The sequence below is a fragment of the Flavobacterium sp. Flavsp81 genome, assembly GCF_059491325.1.
The window spans coordinates 4,686,303-4,709,706 of the sequence record NZ_CP168505.1; the positions used below are offsets into that span (position 1 = coordinate 4,686,303).

Consider the following 23,404-nt stretch of genomic DNA (forward strand, 5'->3'; position numbering starts at 1 on the left):
TTTATAAATAGTAAAAACATACAATATGAAAAAGTTAATATATATGACTTTTATAGGAGGATTGACATTAGGTCTTTTTTCTTGTCAGGACGATTTTCTGGATTTGAAACCTCAGGATGCTTTTAGTGATGCTTCTTATTTTGTTAGAGCTTCTGATTTTAAAGCGTATACTACCGATTTTTATGGCCAATTGATGGGCTGGAGATCACCGTATGGAGGCAATGAGATTTATCAACACATGGATTTTTCATCAGATTTATCAGTTTATTTCAATTTCCAGGCAGATGTCGGACGTGGTACAATAGGAGTAGGGGCTGGTGATGCCCGATGGACTAATCCATATGCATGGATACGTAAAACTAATATCCTGCTATCAAAGGAAGCTGTTTATCCGGGGGATAAAAATGATATAGCACGCTATATTTCCGAAGCTTATTTCTTTAGAGCAAATGCTTATTATTCTTTGTTAAAAACTTTTGGAGGTGTGCCCATCGTTAACGACGCTTTAACTGTTGACTCTCCTGAATTGAAGGCGCCCCGCAATAGCAGATATGAGGTTGTTACTCAGATTTTATCTGATTTGGATAAAGCAATAGCAAATTTGCCCGTCGAATCAGCAATTACACCTACAGATAAAGGTCGTATTAGTAAATGGGCTGCTAAAGCATTAAAAGCTGAGGTAGAATTATATGAGGCTACCTGGAGAAAATACAATGGTACATCTACAGATTTTGATGGTTCTGCAGGCCCTGCTTCAGATCAGGTCAGTACCTTTTTAGCAGATGCTGCCAGTTTATGCAAAGAAATAATGGATAATGGAGGATATTCTTTGTGGAATTATAATAGTACTGCAGGAATGATAAACGAGAGTTATTACTATTTGTTTAATCTGGAAGATGCGGGGAGTAATCCCGGAGGCTTGACTAAAGCCAGTAATAATGAGTTTATTCTTTATGGAGTGTATGATGTAACCTTAAGAACAGGGAATCAAAATTTATCACTAACCTCAGGGAATGCAGGTAACAGCCGAAAAATGATGGATATGTTTTTATGCACCGATGGGTTGCCGCCTTCCAAATCTCCATTATTCCAGGGATATCATGCCGTGGGAGATGAATTTAAAAACAGGGACTTAAGAATATTAGGATATATGGGAGCCGCACCTACAACCGCATCTTTAGTAAATGGCGGCGGTGGTTACGGAAACAGAAAATTTATTGCTTATAAATATGGTACTTACAGAAATGCCAATCAGGAATCTGCCAATTATCCGATTATTAGATTGGCAGAAGTATATCTAATGTACGCAGAAGCTTTGTTTGAAAAAGATGGAACCATTTCAGATGCTGATTTGAATCTGTCAATCAATAAAATCAGGTCCAGAGCAGGTGTTGCTTCTTTGACTAATGCGTTGGTTACGGCTAATGGATTGAATATGAAAGAAGAAATAAGAAGGGAACGCACTTTAGAATTGTACCGTGAAGGATTCCGTTATGATGATTTGAAACGTTGGGGTATTGCCGAAGCAGAACTTAATCAGTCTACTTGTGGTCAGGTAGTAGGAGATGCATCATATACTACACCTTATAGAGACGCTACCGGTGCTGCAACTACAGCATATAAACCATCAACTTATGTTTGGGGCGAAGAAATTGTCAATACAGGTAAAGGGCCTTTGAAATGTATTGTTATAGACAGTAAAACTAATCGTGTTTTTTCAAAGAAAAATTATTTGTGGCCAATACCTCAGGGTCAACGTAATTTAAATCCTAATCTTAAACAAAATCCAGGTTATTAATTAAATAATAAAGTTGGCAAGTGTACTTTTTATACTTGCCAGCCTTAAAAATATTCATCTTAAATTTTTAATCATGAAATTACAAATAAAAAAATACATCAGTTTTATGTGGCTGATAGGGATGTTAATTTTATTAAACGGCTGTGAGGCGGATGCAAATTTTAAAATATACGAATATCCGGAGCAGACAGTTACCGGAATGAGCCCTGAAGCTGGATATCCAGGAATAAATGTCACCATAACGGGTAAAGATTTTGGGACACTACCAAAAGCTGTAAAAATATATTTTGGAACTATTTTGGCTAACGTTGTATCTTGTGAAGATACTAAAATTGTCGTTCAGGTTCCGGCTAATGCAGTGTCAGGTGATGTAAGTCTTAAGATATGGAATCATGACAGTGGGATTATTGGATCATTTACAGTTATGCCTGCCCCGGCAATTACGTCAGTTGTCTCAGCTAATGCTTTGAACCCTGTTGCTTTACCAGAGGTTGATATTGTAACTATTAATGGAGTTAATTTTGGCACCGATGCATCAAAAGTAGCGGTAAGTTTTAGTGGAACTGCAGCAACAATACAAACCATTGCAGACAATAAGATTACTGTAATGACACCAGCAAACTATGCTACTGGTTTTGTTTCAATTACAATGGGAGGTTTAACCATTTCTAGTACTTCACCAATAGTAAATCCAAATGCAGCTGGTGATCTTACCCCTTATTTTTTAAAAAATACCGGACCTGGCTTCACTCAATCTGGGGTAAGTGGCAGATGGGGAACTCTTGCCGCACCATGGGTTACCAATGCTGCCGCAAAAAATAAATCAGCTACTTATGGAGGATATACTGCTGATAAGGCAGATAATGTTATTGGTAATATTTGTTGGGAAACTTATGGAAATACTCCTATAACTAACGGAATAATATATCAGCCTACTTCTATGCCTTTATCAGTAGGAAGTTATACTATAACATTTAAAGTTTACTCTGAAATTCAGACTGATTCTTCAGTTTATTGTGTGGTAGCAGCAGGAGGAAACGGTATTCCTACTTTGTCTAATCTTTCTACAGCAATAGCCTCAGTGGCGCTTCCTAATCCAGCAGTTGTTGGAACGAGTCAGCCTCGCGCTACGGAAACTAAAACTTTAACGTTTAATATCACTTCTCCTCAAGTGGTTTCTATTGGATTTCTGGGTAATCTGACAGCTAATAACTACTTCTGGGTATCGTATATAAAATTAGTCAAAAATTAGTTTTTGAATATTTAATGTTTAAAAATGATAAGGAATTAAAGAGACAATCCTTCTATGGAGGCACTTTGCCTGCCGCTATTTCAACATTGCCACTTTATGCCTGAACCAAATGGTAATTTTAAAGACTTTGATCAGTTAAATGTAGTTGAAATAGAGTTTTAAGAAAAAAAACATAATTCACTTGTAGTTAAATCCTTGGTTGTTATTGTTTTATTAATCACGCCAAGGATTTTTAATTAATCAGGATTTTAATTATTGAAATTATTTTAACCCCAAACCTAAATGCAGACTATTATGTTATGAAATAAAAACTACTATATTTTTTTCTAATTATCCTTTTTTTTCAAAAAGACAGGATATTTCGTGTCATAAGACTGGCTTATATTATCTTTTACAAACGATAGATATTGATCCGGAAGAAGTCTTCTCAAAGCTTCATTTAATTCATTAAAGAAAATATTATGAATCCAGTTTAATGTATGTTTAAATTATGGATTAAACGTTTAATGAATAGGCTTGTAAATTAAAAATACCACGATTTTAATTTACGCTTTTCAGTCCCATTTACCACTTTTATTGAGGACATGAAAAAATCAAACAACTCTTATTTACTATTTTCAGAAGGGAAACAGTAAACACATAGTTGAAAACTTCACGAATTTTATACTTTTAAATCAATGAGAAAACTTAATTCAATTTCATTAGTTGGAATCTTGCTGCTGTTTTTTGTATTTAGCCAAAATGCTTCGGCCCAAAAGACATTCGTCCATCCGGGCATTCCATTCACCCAATCTGATTTGGATCAGTTGAAAGTAAACATAACCAAAGAACCTTGGCTTTCAGGTTATAATGCATTAAAAAACGATTACAGATCTCAACTTTCTTTCGCTATGAGAGGACCATTTGCAACGGTGACCCGTTCACCGGATCTGAACAATAGCCCATGGAAAATAGACATGGTTGCTATTCATAACTTGACTTTTATGTATGTTTTTACAGGAGACGCAGCCTATGCCGCCAAAGCTACTCAAATATTAGATGCCTGGGCTGTAACCAATACCACCTGGGGCGGAGGAGAGAACATGCTGGACATTGGTGATTATGCGCCATATTTTATAACCGCTGCCGATATTTTAAAGAGTACCTATCCAGGCTGGACAGCAGATAATACAACACATGTCAATAATTATTTTGCCAATGTACTCTATCCTGCCTCCTGGGTTCCTAATCCGCTGAGAGATTGTAATAAAGGAGCAATCCAATTACAAATTGCCTTGGGTATAGCTGCTTTTTTAGATGATGAAGTAAAGTGGAATCAATCCATAGAATCATACAGAATGGAAGCCGGTACTGCTTTGCGTAATAGCTTGCCATCAGGACAAGTAGGTGATTCCGGTCGTGATGATCACTGGTTTGGGCAGGCCTGGGCACTGACATGGGATGCCGAAGTCGCCTTTAAGCAAGGGGTGGATATGTTTGCCGAAATGAACAATCGCCTTTTAGCAGTTGGGGAACTATATAATCATTATGCGATAGATCCGACAGGACTGACTTTTACACCTTATGGCGGATACTCAGTATATTGGACTAATGGCTGGGGAATAGCGACAGGCTCTCGTAAACAACATCCATTCAATAATATTATACAGGCTGCCTATTCACTCCGTAAAGGTATTCCAACTCCATATACGGATCAGATGCGTACATTAGTTGGTGAAGGAGCATGGTCATTCCTATACTTAAAATCTTCGGACAATTCAACGGCAACAGCCATGACTCCGATTGTTTATCCTTCTGAAAGTGCTGTACCATCGAATTATTTTAGTAATACAGACATTGGTATTACCGGTATTAAAGGAAGTGTTACTTCCAACGCAGGAACCTGGACAGTGAAGGGAGCAGGTTCATCAGCTGCCAGCTCCAATAATTTTACTTTTAAACCTGTAAAAGGGGATGCGGCCATCGTAGCTAAAATCGAAAATAATTCTATTAGTAATGCAGTATCAGGACTGATGATTCGTGAATCGCTGTCTACTACATCAAAATATGTATCTATCAATTTTAATCCGCCGGGGACTATCAATGCAAGCGGTTCAGGAGCTACAGCTTCAAGCAGCGGTTATACCCATTATAGTACGAGTTCATCATGGTGGCTGAAGTTAGAACGGGTTGGAAACAGAGTATTTGTTTATCATTCTGCAAATGGAAACACATGGACAAATATTGCTTTGTTCATCATTTCACTTCCTGCTGATGCTTATATTGGTTTTTATACAGTATCAAGAAATACTTCAGCATTAAACACAGCTACGTTTAGCAATGTGGCTATCAATAATACCTTCCCTGTTGGTTCACCTGAAATCAATAGTTCAACTTCGGCAACAGGAACTTTAGGAACAGCTTTTAATTTTAATGTTGCTGCCAATGGTTCTCCAACAACTTATGCTGCAATTGCTTTACCTGATGGTTTAACTATTGATCCTGCAACCGGTATTATTTCAGGAACGCCTGCTACTGTTGGTAAAAATGTAGTGCTTTTAGAAGCTTCTAATGCCAATGGAACAGGAAAATCGGCCCTTGTTATTGATGTAATGAGTGATCAGGCACCAATTGCCATTAACAATTTAGCGGTAAGCTCTGCTAATTCTGTCATTAACCTTACATGGACTGCAACAGCAAATGCAACGAGCTATTCTGTTAAACGTTCATTGATTTCTGGAGGACCATATACAGCTATTCAGACAAACATTACAGGGAATTCATTTATTGATCCGGCACCTGCTTATGAAGTTAATAATTATTATGTAGTCACTGCTTTAATAGGTGAAAACGAAAGCGCAATATCCAATGAGGTATTTGGATCTGTTCCTCCTGCAGTACCATCCAATCTTGTTGCTGTAAGTAACAATGGTCAGGTTAGTTTAACATGGGATGTTGCGGATGGGGCATCAACATATAAAATAAAACGTGCTATGACCAGTGGCGGACCTTATACTGAAATTGCTTCTGTTTCAAGCAACGCCTATACCGATAATAATGTTACAAATGGCACTGCGTATTACTATGTGATTACTTCAAAAGGAATTACTTTAGAAAGCACAATTTCATCAGAAGTATTTGGTAATCCCGGTACAAGCAGCTCAACTTGGACTGATGAGCCTGCAGGTAATGGTTTTAATACTGCGGCTAACTGGGTAGAAAATGCTGTTCCGGTAAGTCCGGCTGTTTTGACTTTTAAAAATACGGGAACAAGTGCGATTAGCAATGATGTAACAGGCTTAACTGCTTCAAGAATCATGTTTGCTCAGGATGCTGTGAACTATACCATTGGAGGAAACAGCATTAACCTGAAAAGTGATTTAATCAATAATTCAGCCCAAAATCAAACACTAAGTTTACCTGTTGTTTTAGACGGACAACTGAATGTAAATTCAAAAAATAATAGTTTAGAACTTAGCGGTATCATAAGCGGAACAGGAAGTTTACTTAAAACAGGAACGTCAGCACTTATAATGTCTGGAGCGAATACTTATTCAGGCAATACAATAATTAGAGGGACAACCGGATATAGATGGGGCTCAACTGATGGTATTCAGGTATTGGGTATTGGAACAGGTACTTCTGGTATTCCTACTGCCGGTCCTTTAGGAACAGGAAAAATCATCATGGACGGCGGTGCATTATACACAGGTATAAATACAGCAACTGCCACTTTATACAATGACATCGAAGTAGCAACAGGTAAAAATGGTTTCTTTTACGAGCGTCAGGGACCTTTAAATTTATATGGAAAATTATTAGGAGGAGGTACATTTACCAATGATGGATCTGATAACTATGCCAATATTAGCCTTTACGGGAATAATAGTGGTTTTACAGGTACATTCATTACCAGATTAAGAAGTGGTAACCATCGTATGTCATTTATGGTTCCTGAATCAGGAAGTGCAAATGCGGCATGGCTTTTAGACGCACAAGGTGTCGATTGTCACAGAATTATGTTTACTTCCGGAGCGCTTGAATTTGGCTCACTTTCAGGAAGGGGCGGGATTCGCTGCAATGTCGCAGGAACACCTGTTATCAGAATTGGGGCGTTGAATACCAATACCAATTTTAGTGGAACAATGGCCAATGCGTCAGGAACATTATCAGTAGAAAAAGTTGGAACAGGAACCTTGACTTTTTCAGGAAACAGCACTTTTGGCGGAGCGACTACTATATTAAACGGAACATTTTTATTGAATAATAATGGTTCGACAGGTACCTATAATAGCCCTGTTATTGCTCAAAATGGAGCATTTGGAGGAAATGGAAAAAGTACAAACAATGTAACAATTGCTGCGGGTGCTGCGTTAGTACCCGGAACTGATGGAACGGCAGGGACTTTTACTACAACAGGACTTGTTACACTTAATACTGATGCTGCTTATAAGGTTGATGTGAATAATTCGGCAGCTACTTGTGACAAGGTAATTGCAGCTAATATTTCTTTAAACCAATCTAAATTAGTGTTGAACAGCCTTGATTCAGGAGCATTGCCATCTGGAACAGTATTCACCATTTTAGATAATACCGGTACTGGCTCTGTGACAGGAACATTTAAGGATTTACCGGAAATGGCTCTGATAAGCGTTGGTGGTTATGATTTCCGTATTACTTATAAAGGAGGAACTGGTAACGATGTCCAATTATTGGATGACCGCACCCTGCCTGTTGTCATTACGAGTGCTTCGACTGATACAACTCTGATTAACAGATCCTATACGTATACTATTACAGGGATTAAATCACCAAACAGTTTTACTGCTACGGGACTTCCTGCAGGTTTAACTATTAATACCAATACAGGAATAATATCCGGAACAACTACAGAATCTGGTGTATTCAATATCGCGTTAACAGCTTCAAATGGTAGTACTACAGGTACAGCTACTTTAACATTAACAGTGCAGAGTACAACGGTAGAAGGTGTTATTGTAGCTTCCGGAGATGCTAAAAACATTATTGAATGGAAGGCTATTCAGGATTTTAGTTATAAGATCAAGCGTTCAACAACTTCAGGAGGACCTTATACTGTTATAGGAACTGCTGCCGGAACAAAATATACTGATACATCTGTAAATAATGGCAATACTTATTATTATGTAGTTTCTTCTGTGGATGCTATTGGGGAAAATCCAAATAGTACAGAAGTAACAGCAAAACCTAATGTTGGGCAAGTTACATACCTGAAATTTGATGAAATGAGTGGTACGCAAGGCATTGATAGCTGGGGTGCAAATCACGGAACATTGGTAAGTACTGCAAGCCGTAGTACCGGGAAATATGGTAAAGCCCTTCAGCTGGATGGTACAGCCAATTCTTATGCTACGCTTCCAACAGGGATTGTAAGCACATTGAATGATTTTACTATTTCGGCCTGGGTAAAAATGGATGCCCTGGCAAACTGGATGAGAGTATTTGATTTTGGTACAGGTACTGCAAAATATCTATTCCTTTCAGTTCAGACAGGAACAGCAGGCTCAATTCGTTATGGAATTAAAAACGGTGGAACTGAACAGGGGATAACTTATAATTTTGCTACTCCGCTTAATACCTGGACACATTTTGCTGTAACCCAGTCAGGAAATACCTGTAGTATTTATATTAATGGTGCTTTAGTAGCATCAAGTGCAAGCATTACCATAAAGCCTTCAACAATAGGGAGTACTAATCTAAATTATTTAGGGAAATCTCAATGGAACGACCCTATGTTTAAAGGAGCGATTGATGAATTCAGGATTTATAGTCGAGCATTAAGTGCTTCTGAGATTGCTGAAAGTACTGCAACACTTGGTATTACAAATAGAGAAACTGAACTTAAGGAAACAAGTGAAACCGTTATTTATCCTGTTCCGGTAGTCAGTACATTAAATATAAAAGTAAACGAAGTATATACTGGTGCAAAACTTGAATTATACAATGCCTTAGGCATGAAAATAAAATCGCAGCGATTGACAAATACTTTACAGGAAATGTCTTTTGAAGGATTGCCATCCGGTATTTATATATTGCACATTATAAATGGAGATAATATTATTATGAAGAAGGTTATTAAACAATAAAAAAAGTTAATTGATGAAAAACCGGCTCTTGTGAATACTTGAGCCGGTTTTTTTTATCTATAAATAGGGAAGGCTATTATATTTCCCAATAAAAAAACAGATATTAATTATGTTAATAGTTGGGAGATGTAATAAAATGATCAAATATTTATTTTGAAATAGTTACGTGCCCTTTTGAGCTATAATTTATAGCAAATAGGTTATGATTTATCTTAAATAAAATTAATTATTGATAATATTGATAAGATTTAAAACAAATAATTTCAGATAGAAATTTAAATTAGAAAATTAAAAATGAAAAAATGGATTTTATTGTTACTTGTCCCAGTACTGCTTTTGGCTCAAAAAAGCCATTTTCAACGAGAAAAATTGAATTTTAACCGTGACTGGAAATTTCAATTGGGAGATTACAAAGGAGCTGAGGAACCAAAATTCAACGATACGCAATGGCAAAATATTGGTTTACCACATTCTTTCAGCACTCCTTATTTTATGTCGCCGGACTTTTATACAGGGTATGGCTGGTACAGAAAGCAATTTGATGTTCCTGTTTCTTATCAGGGGAAAAATGTTTTTCTTGAATTTGAAGGAGCCTTTCAGGATGCTGAGGTTTTTGTAAATGGAAAGAAAGTTGGCAGGCACAAAGGAGGATATACCGGTTTTTCTATCGATATAACAAAGGCAATAAATTTTGGTAAAAACACGGTGGCTGTTCGTTTAAACAATATCTGGGATGCCGGGCTGGCACCTCGTGCAGGTGAGCATGTTTTTTCGGGAGGTTTGTACCGTGATGTATATTTAGTGTTGACTTCAGCTGTTCATGTTTCCTGGAACGGAACCTTCGTAAGCACTCCGGAAGTAACCCATGAAAAGGCAAAAGTGAATGTTAAAACGGAAATCGAAAATAACAGTAATTCAACTGCTTCTGTAAAATTAAAAACAGTTATTTTCTCGCCCAAAGGTAAAAAAGTAGCTTCATTTATGTCTTCCAGGAATTTAAATGCAGGAACTTTGGCAGTTTTCAATCAAACCTCTCCTGTATTATTAAATCCAATGCTTTGGGACACAGAACACCCTGATTTATATACAGCCGTCTTAATGGTTTATATTAATGGAAAGAAACAGGATGAGTTTCATACAAATTTTGGGATTCGTTCCGTTAAATGGACTGCAGACAAAGGGTTTTTTCTCAATGGAAAGCATGTTTATTTATTGGGAGCCAATGTTCATCAGGATCATGCAGGATGGGGAGATGCTGTTACAAATGCCGGATTTTACAGAGATGTGAAAATGATGAAGGATGCGGGTTTCAATTTTATCCGAGGGTCACATTATCCGCACGATCCTGCTTTTGTTGAAGCTTGTGATCGTTTAGGAATGCTATTTTGGTCTGAAAATCCGTTTTGGGGAATTGGCGGCAGTGCCAGTACGCCAGAAGGCTATTGGAATTCCAGTGCATATCCGACTAATGAAGCTGATATTGATTCCTTTGAAACAAGTATTAAAAACGAGTTGCGCGAAATGATCAGAATAAATAGAAACAATCCTTCCGTTATTGCGTGGAGTATGTCTAATGAGCCTTTTTTTACGGCAACAAAAACAGTTCCGGCTATGCGTAATTTGCTGAAAGAACTAGTTGCTGTTTCTCACGAAGCAGACCCTACAAGAGCGGCGGCAGTAGGAGGATCCCAACGACCGTTAGATGAAACGCGTATTGATAATATTGGAGATGTCGCAGGTTATAATGGAGATGGAGGAACGATTCCTGCATTTCAAAACCCGGGCTTCCCTTCATTAGTTTCGGAGTATGGAAGTACAACTGCTGACCGACCGGGTAACTATGAACCCGGATGGGGAGACTTATCCAGGGAAAATGGAGAAGCAATACACGAATGGAGAAGCGGGCAGGCCATTTGGTGCGGTTTTGACCACGGTTCGATTGCAGGTTCCCGTTTGGGAAAAATGGGACTTGTCGATTATTTCCGTATTCCAAAAAGAGCATGGTATTGGTATCGCAACGAATATGCCCATATTGCCCCTCCTGAATGGCCGAAACAAGGTGTGCCAGTCCGGTTCCGCCTTGAAGCTGACCGTCTGACCTCAAAAACGGATGGAACAGAAGATGTGAAATTATTGGTAACAGTTTTAGATGCAGCCGGGAATGCAATTAGTAATAACCCATCGGTAGAGCTGCAGGTAATTTCAGGTTCAGCCGAATTTCCTACGGGAAGCACCATCAAATTTGAAGAAAAAAGCGATATCCGAATTTTAGATGGTCAGGCGGCAATCGAATGTCGTTCATGGTATGCCAATAAAGCAGTTATACGTGCCACTTCTCCAGGACTTTTGCCTGCTGAAGTAACAATAGATTTTAAAGGAGAAATACCATACGTTGAAGGAACGACTCCAAAAATTGCAGACCGTCCTTATTTGCGTTTTACCAGAGAGGCTAAATCCAAAATACCTCAACAATTTGGTCAAAACAACCCAACTTTTGCCAGTTCATTCAATAGTAATCATCCAACAGGCTTTGCTGCAGATGGTAACAAAAAAAGCTGGTGGCAACCCCTTGCTAATGATGGTAATCCTTACTGGATCCTGGACACCGAAAAACGATTATCATTATTAAAAATCAATCTTACTTTTCCGATAGAAGATGTTTATCGTTTTAGGGTTGAGGTCTCAGAAAACAGTAAGGACTGGAAACTGGTTGGCGATTTTGTAAATAATCAGGAGAAAATAAGTTCAAAAGAGATAATCCTGCAAGGAATAACAGGCGGCAGCATACGTGTTAGTTTTGAAAAAGCTGAAAATGTTAAGCTGGCAGAAATAGAGGTAACCGGAACAGTTATAGAATAGGTAAAAAAATAAAATGAAAAAAAATAGTATTGCTTGTCGTTGTTTTTAATTACTGACTGCACAAGAAGCTTTTAAGTCTTTTTGAACTATAAATTATAGAAAATGATGTATAATTTATTCTAAATAAAAGATACTCTTAGTAATATTGAAAAACATTTAAAATTGTTTGATAATAAAAAAATATAATAATTCGATGCATTTCATTATTCCTAAATTGAATGAATAAAAATGCAAATTTTGGTTAGTTTGAAGTTAGTTTTGATTACTGGAATAACTGCTGATGTGCTGTCAGCAGCCAGTATTCAAATTCTTTGTAACTTACTGAAATAAAAATGAGTAACATGCAAAATAAAATCCTAATACTTCTTTTTTTATTGTTTTCTGTAAGTAATGCAGAATCTCAAAACCTGCCCGTTCCTCAGGATATAGGAGCAGTTCATCCACGTGTTTTTGGAAAAGATATGTCTTTGGAAAAAACAAAAGAATTAGTAAAAAATGAAGAGTGGGCAGCAGCCATTATCACAAAAACAAAAAAAAATTTAGCACCTTATATTGACCATTATAAAACAGATAAGACATGGCTGGTTTCCAGGCTTCAGATGTATTGGAAAACCAAATCAACCCAAGTGTATATCAATGGAGGAACTTATGACCACGCCGATGGAGAAGCTCCTGTTCCAACAGTTAAATATCCCGGGACCCGTAATCATACAACAGATTATTTAACGCCAAAAATTGAAAATATTTTACCGTACATGGATGATCCCCGTGGTTTATACCTGCAGCGCAGAGACCGTTCTGCGCAATGGGAATGGACAGGGATTTCGAAATCAGGGAAAGTTGTAGAAAATATCAATCGTCAAATAATGAGTATTGCCAGAGATGCAGCATTTATGTATTGGTACACCGGCGAACAAGTTTATGGAGATCTGGCTTATTCCGTTTTTGATACCTATCTGGAAGGGATTTATTACCGTAAAGAGCCTGTTGACCTCAGCCATGGTCATCATCAAACCCTGGCAGGCTACACTTCTTTTGAGGTAATTCAGGAACACATTCTAAATGAAATAAGCCAAGGATACGATTTTCTTTACGGGTATATCGAAAAACAGCATCCGGAGCGAATGAATTTGTACGCTCAGACCTTGCAAAAATGGGCAGACCTGATCATAATGAACGGAGTAAGTTTTAATAATTGGAACTTACTTGAAGCAGCTCATATTTCGCATATTGCATTGGTTTTAGAAAACAATTCGGCTTACAAAAACGGTAAAGGAGCACAATATTATCTGGATCAAATCATGAATCAAACTTCTGTCAGACAATGGTCGATGAACAAACTGATTGATTATGGGTATGATAAAAAAACAGGAATTTGGAATGAAAGCCCGGGATATTCCATGAATGTTTTGAGTGATTTTATTTCTTTTGCAGAGTTTTATGACCACAATTTTAATATTGATTTATTAAAGCAGATTCCAATATTGAAACAGGCGGTAAAGTCAAGTGCACAATACCTATACCCTAATAAATATATGGTTTCTTTTGGAGATGGGCATTATGGCAAATTACGCAATGAACCTATTTTATATATGATTGAAAATGCTCAAAAATATGGAAATAAGGAAGATGAGGATTATTTCACAAAAATGTACAAGACTATTTATACCGATAGTGCAAGCGAAGGTAAATTTACAGGGAAAAACATTCAGAATCTTTTTGCAGAAAAAACATTAATATTTGATAAAACAATTACCGCCGGAAAACTAACAGATTTTACGAATCCGTTGTTTTATGTACCCCATAACAGTTGGCTGGTGCAGCGTCAGGGAGAAGGAAATTCGGCTTTAATGATCAGTCAGATAGGGTCATTGGGAAATCACATGCATTCTAACGGAATTGCAATGGAATTATATGGTCAGGGTTTGCCATTAGCACCTGAAATGGGGCATGGTTCCAGTTATTTTTCAATAGAATATGCCGAATATTACACCCAATTTCCTGCTCATAATACCGTAATTGTAAATGGGAAGTCGAAATACCCGGAGATGAAAAGCAATCATGCTTTCAATTTAAATGCGGCCTATCCTAAAAGTGGTGTTAATGAAGGAATTGTTCCCGGAATTACTTTTTCGGATGTCTCTTTTTTAGAACCCGAAACCGACAGCAACCAACGCAGGGTTATGGGAATTGTAAAAAATAATACCGAGGAAGGTTATTATATAGACATCTTTCGTTCAACGCAAAATAAAGGGGATAATGTAAAAAATGAATATTTCTTTCACAATCTGGGACAAAACTTAGAGCTGACAGCAACTGATGGAACTCTATTAAATTTGAAACCTACTTCCAAATTAGCTTTTGGCGATGGTGATTTGATGGCTTATGACTATATGTGGGACAAAAAATCAATTGAAACCAGTCAGGATTTTAAAGGAAAATTTAACTTGGTTTTAAAAGATAAAACGGTAAACATGAACCTGTGGATGCAAGGACAAGCTAACAGAGAGGTTTTCTCGGTTCTTTCGCCAAAATCAACCGCTTTGAGTCATGATTTACTGCCGGATGATATTAATAACAACCCAATACCAACATTGGTTGTCAGACAAAATGGCGAAGCTTGGAACAGACCTTTTGTAGCTGTTTATGAACCGGCTTTGAATAATACAACTAATATACAATCGGTTGATTATTTTGGAAAAAGTGAATTTACCGGGATTCATGTTATCAATAAATCAGGGAAAGAAGATTTTATTTTTTCGAATACTGCAACTGATGAAAAATTAAATTTCAATCAATTTTCCGTTACGGGAATCTATGGTATAATCAGTAAAAAAGCAGATGATTTCACACTTTTTCTGGGCAATGGAAAAAATATTTCCAATGGAAATTATGCCATTGATCTGGGGAATGAAATTGCTTCAGCTGTATTGAAAAGCGAAAAAGGAACAATGTATTTTAGTGCCGATACAGCCTCAATTCTAAAAGTTTCAGTAACAGGAAAAATCAGGAATGCCGCTTTGACAGATACTGCAGGAGTTGTATATGAAGGAATTTACAATAAAAAAGAAAAAACGGTAAGCTTTAAACTGCCTGCACTGGCTTATCAAATAGTAAAAATCGAGATTAATTAAAGATTAAAAAAAATAAAAGAACGTGAAGAAAATAATAGCAATAGCATTTGTATTGAGCATGAGTTTTAAAATGTCGGCTCAGGATTTAGTAGTTTATGATGCAACAAAGGATATCGTAAACACCATGCACAATAATGATTTTTCGGTAAAAGTCAGGAAACCGGGCGGAGAATGGAAAGAGCTTTTTGAATATGGAGTAAAAGTTGATAAAGTAGTAGGTTCAGGACATTCGGTACAAAAAGCTTCGATGGCCTATTTTGATTTCTCAGGAACTGTTGAGGTTGCTGTAACTTCAAATAATGGAGCTATAAATAAAGCCAGGATAAGACCTTTATCTTATGGTATAAAATCAAAAATAAAAGGAAATACTTTAAGTTTCACCTTGTCAAATCCAGCAAATTTATCGGTAGAAATAAATGATGATATTTTTCATAACCTGCATTTGTTCGCTAATCCAATTGAAAAAAATGTTCCGGATTCGAAAGATCCTAATGTGATCTATTTTGGACCTGGAATTCATGAAGTACCGAATCAAAAGTTAATAGTACCTTCTGATAAAACAGTCTATTTGGCTGGCGGGGCTGTGCTAAAGGGGCAGATTGCATTAGACGGTGTCTCGAATGTAAATATATTGGGTAGAGGAATAGTTGATCAGGAGATTAAACTTGGAATCCATATCGCTAATTCTAAAAATGTAAATGTCGAAGGTGTTTTTGCTTCACAGTGTTTAGCAGGCGGATCTGATGGTGTAAAAATTAACAACGTAAAAACAATCAGTTTTTTTGGCTGGGGAGACGGTATGAATGTAATGGCAAGCAATAATGTGTTTTATGACCGGGTTTTTGTTCGTTCTTCTGATGATTGCACCACAGTATATGGTACCCGAAAAGGATTTAAAGGAGGATGCAAGAATGTAACCATGCAAAATTCTACACTTTGGGCAGATGTTGGTCACCCAATTCTGATAGGGACACATGGCAATAGTGACAAACCGGATGTACTTGAAAATCTTAATTATATCAACATTGATATTCTGGATCAGAAAGAAATGCAGGTCGATTATCAGGGCTGTTTGGGCATCAATGTAGGAGATAATAACCTTGCTAAAAATGTACTTTTTGAAAACATAAGAGTAGAAGATTTTAGAGAAGGACAACTGCTTAATTTGAGAGTGTACTACAATACAAAATATTGTACAGCACCGGGTTTAGGGATAGAAGATGTAGTGTTTCGTAACATTGAATACAATGGTAATAATGCAAACCTTTCTATAATTGCCGGTTATAATGAGCAAAGAAAAATTAAGAATGTTACATTTGAAAACCTTAAGATAAACGGAGTTCTGATACATGATGAAATGAAAGGAAAGCCAAAATGGTATAAAACTTCTGATATGGCCAGATTCTTTGTTGGGGAACATGTAGAGGGAGTTTTTTTTAAAATTAAATAAAGCTCAGTCAGATTGTTAAACATTGATTCACAAAGAATAACTTATTAAGTAAATTTGTGAATTACCCCCAGCTTCAACTGGAGGTAAATTGATAAATTGGCTTTAGCCGAAAAGATCAGAAGTTTCATTTGGCGAAAATCCTTTGCAAACTTAGATTAAAAGAAAATGAAATACTCCCCAGAAGTTGTTTGAAGGATTAAAAAAAAGAATTACGAGATTTAAAAAAATATATAAAATGAAAGTACGTCTTAGATTATATGTTGTAACAGGTGTCTTTTTTGTTATTGGATATACCTCCGGTTGTTCAATGAAAAGAAAACCAAAGGAAATAAATATTGAAGTAAAAAACAATCTTGATTTCCAGCGTAAAGAATTAGTCAGTATTTATCGTGATCAATTATCAGGATTATTGAAAAATTCTTCTGAAAAAGACATTCGGGTTAAAGTTTTAGGGACTAATGAATACTTAAGGTCACAATGGATTGATTATGATCATGACGGTAAAGGAGATGAATTTCTTTTTGAAGCGGATATTAAAGCAAATGCCACAGCAAATTATTCAATTATTTCAGATACGGTAAAAGTACCTGAGAGTAAAGTAATTACTTATTCACGTTTTGTTCCGGAGCGTATTGATGATTATGCCTGGGAAAATAATAAAGTTGCTTTTAGGGCTTATGGTCCCATAGCCCAGCAGTTGGTAGAGCAGCATAAAGAAGGCGGAACACTTTCGAGCGGTATTGATCTTTGGTTTAAAAAAGTAGATTATTCTATAATTGACAACTGGTATAAAAAAAATGTAGAAACTCCGGGTTATTATCACATCGAGCATGGAGAAGGCTATGATCCGTATCATGTAGGTGCAAGCAGGGGAACCGGAGGAGCAGGAATTTGGGAGAATGACAGTTTACAGGTAGCTAAAAATTACATCAGTTATAAGACAATTGCAAAAGGACCTTTGCGTACTGTTTTTGAACTGACTTATGCGCCATGGAGCAGTTATGGAGTACGCGAAACCAAAAGGATTTCACTGGATTTGGATTCCAATTTTTCAAAATTTGAAATTAGCCTTCGTTCAGATAAAAAAATACCAAACTATACGCTTGGAATTACACTACATGAAAAAAAGGGCGAAGTAAATATTAATAAAGTAAAAGGATGGTTTCGTCATTGGGAAGCAATAGACAGCTCTTTTGTAGGGGAAGGGATTGTTCTAAATCCTGCCATTATAAACACTGCTTTCGCAAATGATTCTAAAACCCCTGATCAGAGTAACTTGTTAATTGTTTTAAATCCTGAAACAAAATATACCTATTACGCAGGTTTTGCCTGGACGGGAAGCAAACAAGTTTCGGATGTTACAGAATGGGACGAAATGCTCGGTAAGCAGGCAAAAATTATCGCTAACCCTTTGCAAGTGATTATCAAATAAGACAAATACCAATTTAAGATAATAACCCAATGATCTTTAGAAATCAATATGTAATTTATATTGTAATGGCTTTTTATGCTTTATATTCTTGTAAATCAGTAAGTCAAAAACAGACCGGGAGCATTCCGTTAAAAAGCTATATTTCAGAAGTTTGGCAATCAGATCGCGGCGACGGGACGTATACAAATCCTATCTTATATGCCGATTATTCTGATCCTGATGTGATTCGTGTAAAAGATGATTATTACATGACAGCCAGCAGTTTTAATTGTGTGCCGGGTTTGCCTATTTTACATTCCAAAGATTTAGTGAATTGGCAGATTATCAATTATGCTTTAGAAAAACAAATTCCCGAAGCTGTTTTTGATATTCCACAGCATAGCAAAGGAGTCTGGGCTCCATCAATACGATTTCATAAAGGAGAATTTTATATCTACTGGGGTGATCCGGATTTTGGAGTTTATATGGTTAAAACCAAAGATATTTATGGTAAATGGGAGAAACCTGTATTGGTGATGACCGGAAAAGGAATTATTGATCCTTGTCCGCTTTGGGATGGACAAAACACCTATTTGGTTCATGGCTGGGCAGGAAGCCGTGCCGGAATAAACAGTTTACTGACCATCAATAAAATGAATGCTGAAGGAACAGCTGTTCTGGATGAAGGACAAAATGTTTTTGACGGTCATGACAGGCATCATACCATGGAAGGACCTAAATTGTATAAAAAAGATAACTACTATTACATTTTTGCCCCGGCAGGAGGTGTAGAAACCGGCTGGCAGGTAGCCATGCGTTCTAAGAATATTTATGGACCCTATGAAGATAAAATTGTTTTAGAACAAGGAAGTACCACCATCAACGGGCCACACCAAGGGGCCTGGGTAATGGCTTCGGATGAAAAATCCTGGTTTTTGCATTTTCAGGACCAAGGTGTTTACGGACGTGTATTGCATTTGCAGCCGATGGAATGGAAAGACGTTTGGCCGGTTATAGGAAAAGATTACGATGGAAACGGTGTGGGAGAGCCAATTCTTTCCGGTACAAAACCTGTAATTGGAAATAATTTACTTATAACGCATCCCATTGAAAGTGATGAATTTGACAATGGAAAACCGGATTTGCAATGGCAATGGTATGCAAACCCCTCTATAAAATGGAGTGCCCAAATTCCCGGGACAGGGTATTTGAGACTTTTTACAATTAGTCAAAAAGAGGAACCAAATCTTTGGAATGTCCCGAATCTTTTATTACAAAAACTACCCGCGCCTAATTTTACCGCTACGACCAAAATTAAACTGACTACCGAATGGCAAACACCAGGAAAAAAAGCAGGTTTATTGTTAATGGGAAAATCCTATGCTTATCTGGCGATTGCATTTCATGATGAAAAATATTGGGTACAGCAGATAAGTTGTGCCAATGCAAATGAAGGAACAGCAGAAAAACTAATCGAAGAGAAGGTTTTGTCTTCGAATGAAGTACAATTGCGAATGAAAATCACCGCTCCCAACGCAGCCTGCCAATTCAGTTACAGCGAAAATGGAATCGATTTTACCAAAATTGGAGAAGAAGCAAAAGCCGAAAAAGATTTATGGATATCAGCCAAAATAGGAATTTTTGCCATTAGTCAGCCTAAGGTTAGAATGGGTGGTTATGCTGATTTTGATTGGTTTAGAATTACAAAATAAAGATCGGGAAATGAAAATAATCAGATTTTATCTTTTGGGCCTATTGCTTTGTAGTGTTACAATACAAGCTCAATCGATCTTACAGCAAACGGTTCAAAAACTCAAATCGCCAAACGGTTTCTATGAGTTTACTTTTTATCAAAAACAAATTAATAACAGCGATAAACAAATGTATTATACCCTTTTTTATAAGGGAAAACCGGTTGTATTGGAATCTGAACTTGGTGTTTTGATTGAAAATCAGACTTTCGAATCGGCGCTTGCTGTACCAAATGATACTTGTAAAGTATGGGGAGAGAACCTGAATTTCACAGGAATATTGCGTAATGCTGTAGATGAAACATGGAAGCCCGTTTATGGTGAAAATTCTGCTATCAGTAACAACTATAATGAGTTGACAATATCTTTCCGTAAAGGAGAAATTCCTAAAGAAAAATCGGGAGATGGTTACGATAAGAATAAAAGCTATTTTATGAACGTTATTGTACGCGTTTATGACGGAGGCGTTGCGGTTCGTTATCATTTTCCTGAGCCGGGCAATGGCTTATTTCTTCATATTATAGGAGAACAAACGCAGTTCACAATGCCCGAAGGAACTTTGGCATATTATGAACCCTGGGCACAGGGACCATTCTCATTGCTTCCGCTGAAAGACTGGAAAGGTCAGAGTGAACGTCCCCTTACAATGAAATTGACAAATGGTTTGACAGTAGCCATAGCTGAAGCGCAAATGACGGATTATGCCCGAATGAAATTCACTCTCAATACGACTAAACCGAATACACTTCAGGCAACGATTTACAGCAGTGTGGATGTAATTCCTGCTTATTCTACACCATGGCGTGTGATTATGGCAGGTGATAAATCGACTGATTTAATCGAAAATAAAGATATTATTCTGAATTTAAATCCTGAAAATCAATTGAAGGATGTGTCCTGGATTAAACCCGGAAAAGTAATTCGTGTGGCAAAAATGACACAAGCAGATGCTAAAAAATGCATTGATTTTGCAGCCGAACGCAGTTTACAATATGTTCATCTTGATGCAGGCTGGTACGGACCTGAGATGAAAATGAATTCAGATGCTGCCACAGTTTCAGATACGAAAGACCTTAATATTCCGGAATTGACAGCTTATGCAGCTTCAAAAGGAATCGGGCTTTGGGTATATGTTAACCAGCGTGCATTAATTCAGCAATTGGATTCAATTTTGCCTTTGTATAAAAAATGGGGAATCAAAGGGATAAAATTTGGTTTTGTACAAGTAGGAAATCAACGTTGGACAACATGGTTACACGAAGCGGTAAAAAAATGTGCCGAATATGATTTAATGGTAGATATTCATGATGAATATCGCCCAACAGGTTTCAGTCGTACCTATCCCAATTTAATGACTCAGGAAGGAATCCGTGGAAATGAAGAAATGCCTGATGCGGATCATAATACCATTTTGCCATTTACCCGATTTTTGGCAGGCCCTGCCGATTATACCATTTGTTATTATCGAAAAGACATAAAAAACACACATGCCCATCAGTTGGCTTTATCGGTTGTTTATTATAGTCCGATTCAGTTTTTGTATTGGTATGACCAGCCTTCGGTATATCAGGGCGAACCCGAAATTGAGTTTTTCGATAAGGTAAAAACGGTTTGGGATGAAACAAAAGTACTTGACGGACAAGTTGGTGAATACATTACAGTAGCCCGTAAAACCGGTACTGACTGGTTTGTTGGTGCAATCACAAACAATCAGGCCCGCAAAATCACAGTTCCAACAACATTCCTTGAAAAAGGGAAGAAATACGTAATAAAATCATTTCAGGATGACGATACCATTCAAACGCGCACTAAAGTTGCTGTTAAAGAGCAAAAAATAAAGGGTGGCAATGTGTTGACGTTTGACCTGAAAGCCAGTGGAGGAGTGGCTTTAATTTTTTCTGAAGTAAAGAAAAACTAACCGTTTTAAAAATGAAAAAACTAAATTACATATTCTTCTTTTTAAGCCTTTTAAGCTTTAGCGGATACAGTCAGATATGGCAATGGAGTGTAAAGATAAGCAGCAATATTTCTCAGGAAACAAAAGATCATCCGCAAGCTTTTTTATGGATACCTGAAAATTGTAAGCAAGTCAGAGGAGTTATATTCACACAACACAACATGATAGAAGAAGGAATGCTTGAAAATCCTTATTTTAGAAAAACGATGAGTGATCTTGGCTTTGCCGAGGTTTGGGTAACTCCGGTAATCAGTCAGATATATGATATTGCTAAAAATGAAGACAAGCTTATTGATGAGGCAATGAAATTACTGGCAGAAGTTTCAGGTTATCAGGAATTGGTTTATGCGCCTCTTATTCCAATGGGGCATTCAGCGATGGCAAGTTTTCCATGGAATTTTGCTGCTTTTAACCCTGAAAGAACATTAGCATTGGTTTCTGTTCATGGCGATGCACCACAAACCAATCTTACCGGGAGTGGCCGTCCGAATCCTGATTGGGGTGATAGAAATATTGACGGGATTCCGTCATTGTTCATTATGGGAGAATACGAATGGATGGAAGCCCGTATTGCACCGGCTTATAAATTTATTTCGAAACATCCTCAAAGTGTCATTACCCTATTTGCAGATGCAGGCCATGGCCATTTTGATTATTCGGATATGATGGTAAAGTATGTAGCAGATTACATTCGGGAAGCGGCTAAAAAAAGGCTTCCAAATAAAATGCCTTTGAATAATTTTGCAAAGCTGAAAAAAGTAAGACCCGATTCAGGCTGGTTAATGGATAAATGGAGACACGATACAATTCCAAAATACAAGTCTGAAGCTTTTAACCAATTTATAGGTGATAAAAGAACGGCTTCCTGGGTTTTTGATAAAAAAATGGCAAATGCAATAGAAGCTTTTTATGCTCAGGCCCGTGGGAAGAAAAATCAATATATAGGTTTAAAACAAAATGGCAAAATAGTGCAGCCCGAAAAAACACATGCTGGTTTTCAATTGAATTTCAAACCTTTAAATGACGGAATCAGTTTTACGGTTACACCTTTTTTTGCGGATAGTTTAAAAGTAAAAGAGATTAGTAATTTTGCCAAAACCCCACTTCTAATTGACCGGATTTGTGGTCCCGTAAAAAAGATCAGCGACACTGTTTTTCAAATTAGATTTGACAAACTGGGTTTTAATAATACGAAACGCAGCAATGATATTTGGCTTTTGGCCCACAATAACGGAGATGATAAATATAAAAGTACTGTTCAGCAATTCCATTTGCGTTTTCCTGTAATAAATAAAGAAGGAAAGCCACAAATAATTGATTTTGCTCCAATAAAAGACCTAAAATCAGACCTAAAAAAAATAGAGCTGCATGCTAAATCGAGTGTAGGAGTTAAAGTAGCTTATTATGTAAAAGAAGGCCCGGCGTATTTAAAAGACAATGTGCTGTATTTTACTAAAATTCCGCCAAAGACAAAATTTCCGGTAAAAGTTATTGTCGTAGCCTGGCAATACGGAATTGCAGATGAACTGCAATCGGCAGAGCCTGTTGAACAAAGTTTTTATATACAGAAATGATGTAATTATCTGCTTGGGTGTAATTCAAAACAGGTGTCAGGCTGAGCGGAGTCGAAGCCCTTCTAAACTAATAAGCATGGACTAAGTTTATTCTGAGCGAAGCCGAAATGGGCT

Annotated in this window: 10 protein-coding genes; all 10 read left to right on the plus strand. The window is 37.1% G+C overall.

The genetic code is table 11. From position 1 onward, the window contains the following. Positions 1-25 precede the first annotated feature (25 nt). The 10 genes from ACEN92_RS19670 to ACEN92_RS19715 all read left to right on the plus strand — a co-directional run bounded on the left by ACEN92_RS19670 (position 26) and on the right by ACEN92_RS19715 (position 23,290). The gene (locus tag ACEN92_RS19670) at positions 26-1,798 is read left to right on the plus strand and encodes a RagB/SusD family nutrient uptake outer membrane protein (protein ID WP_495640016.1); all 1,773 of its coding nucleotides are present in this window, start codon (positions 26-28) and stop codon (positions 1,796-1,798) included. A 73-nt stretch (positions 1,799-1,871) separates the two neighbouring features. Then, positions 1,872-3,050 carry a DUF5013 domain-containing protein gene (locus tag ACEN92_RS19675; RefSeq protein ID WP_495640017.1) on the plus strand — a complete coding sequence of 393 codons (1,179 nt, stop codon included), beginning with the start codon at positions 1,872-1,874 and terminating at the stop codon, positions 3,048-3,050. 677 nt (positions 3,051-3,727) lie between these two features. After that, a complete protein-coding gene (locus tag ACEN92_RS19680; RefSeq protein ID WP_495640018.1) occupies positions 3,728-9,154 on the plus strand; it encodes a LamG-like jellyroll fold domain-containing protein in 5,427 nt (1,808 codons plus the stop codon). A gap of 294 nt (positions 9,155-9,448) precedes the next feature. Next, positions 9,449-12,013 carry a glycoside hydrolase family 2 protein gene (locus ACEN92_RS19685; RefSeq protein ID WP_495640019.1) on the plus strand — a complete coding sequence of 855 codons (2,565 nt, stop codon included), beginning with the start codon at positions 9,449-9,451 and terminating at the stop codon, positions 12,011-12,013. Positions 12,014-12,354: 341 nt separating this feature from the next. After that, entirely contained in the window at positions 12,355-15,147 is a 2,793-nt protein-coding gene (locus tag ACEN92_RS19690; RefSeq protein WP_495640020.1) for an endo-acting ulvan lysase-like protein, read from the plus strand. Between the two features lie 22 nt (positions 15,148-15,169). Further along, positions 15,170-16,597, plus strand: a complete 1,428-nt coding sequence (locus tag ACEN92_RS19695) for a glycosyl hydrolase family 28 protein (RefSeq protein WP_495640021.1) — start codon at positions 15,170-15,172, stop codon at positions 16,595-16,597. A 235-nt stretch (positions 16,598-16,832) separates the two neighbouring features. Further along, positions 16,833-18,029: a BT3233 family polysaccharide utilization protein gene (locus ACEN92_RS19700; RefSeq protein ID WP_495640022.1), complete on the plus strand. Its 1,197-nt coding sequence runs from the start codon at positions 16,833-16,835 to the stop codon at positions 18,027-18,029. A gap of 29 nt (positions 18,030-18,058) precedes the next feature. Then, positions 18,059-19,720, plus strand: a complete 1,662-nt coding sequence (locus tag ACEN92_RS19705) for a glycoside hydrolase family 43 protein (RefSeq protein ID WP_495640023.1) — start codon at positions 18,059-18,061, stop codon at positions 19,718-19,720. 10 nt (positions 19,721-19,730) lie between these two features. Continuing rightward, positions 19,731-21,677 carry a glycoside hydrolase family 97 protein gene (locus ACEN92_RS19710; RefSeq protein WP_495640024.1) on the plus strand — a complete coding sequence of 649 codons (1,947 nt, stop codon included), beginning with the start codon at positions 19,731-19,733 and terminating at the stop codon, positions 21,675-21,677. Positions 21,678-21,688: 11 nt separating this feature from the next. Beyond that, positions 21,689-23,290: a hypothetical protein gene (locus tag ACEN92_RS19715; protein ID WP_495640025.1), complete on the plus strand. Its 1,602-nt coding sequence runs from the start codon at positions 21,689-21,691 to the stop codon at positions 23,288-23,290. Positions 23,291-23,404: the final 114 nt, after the last annotated feature.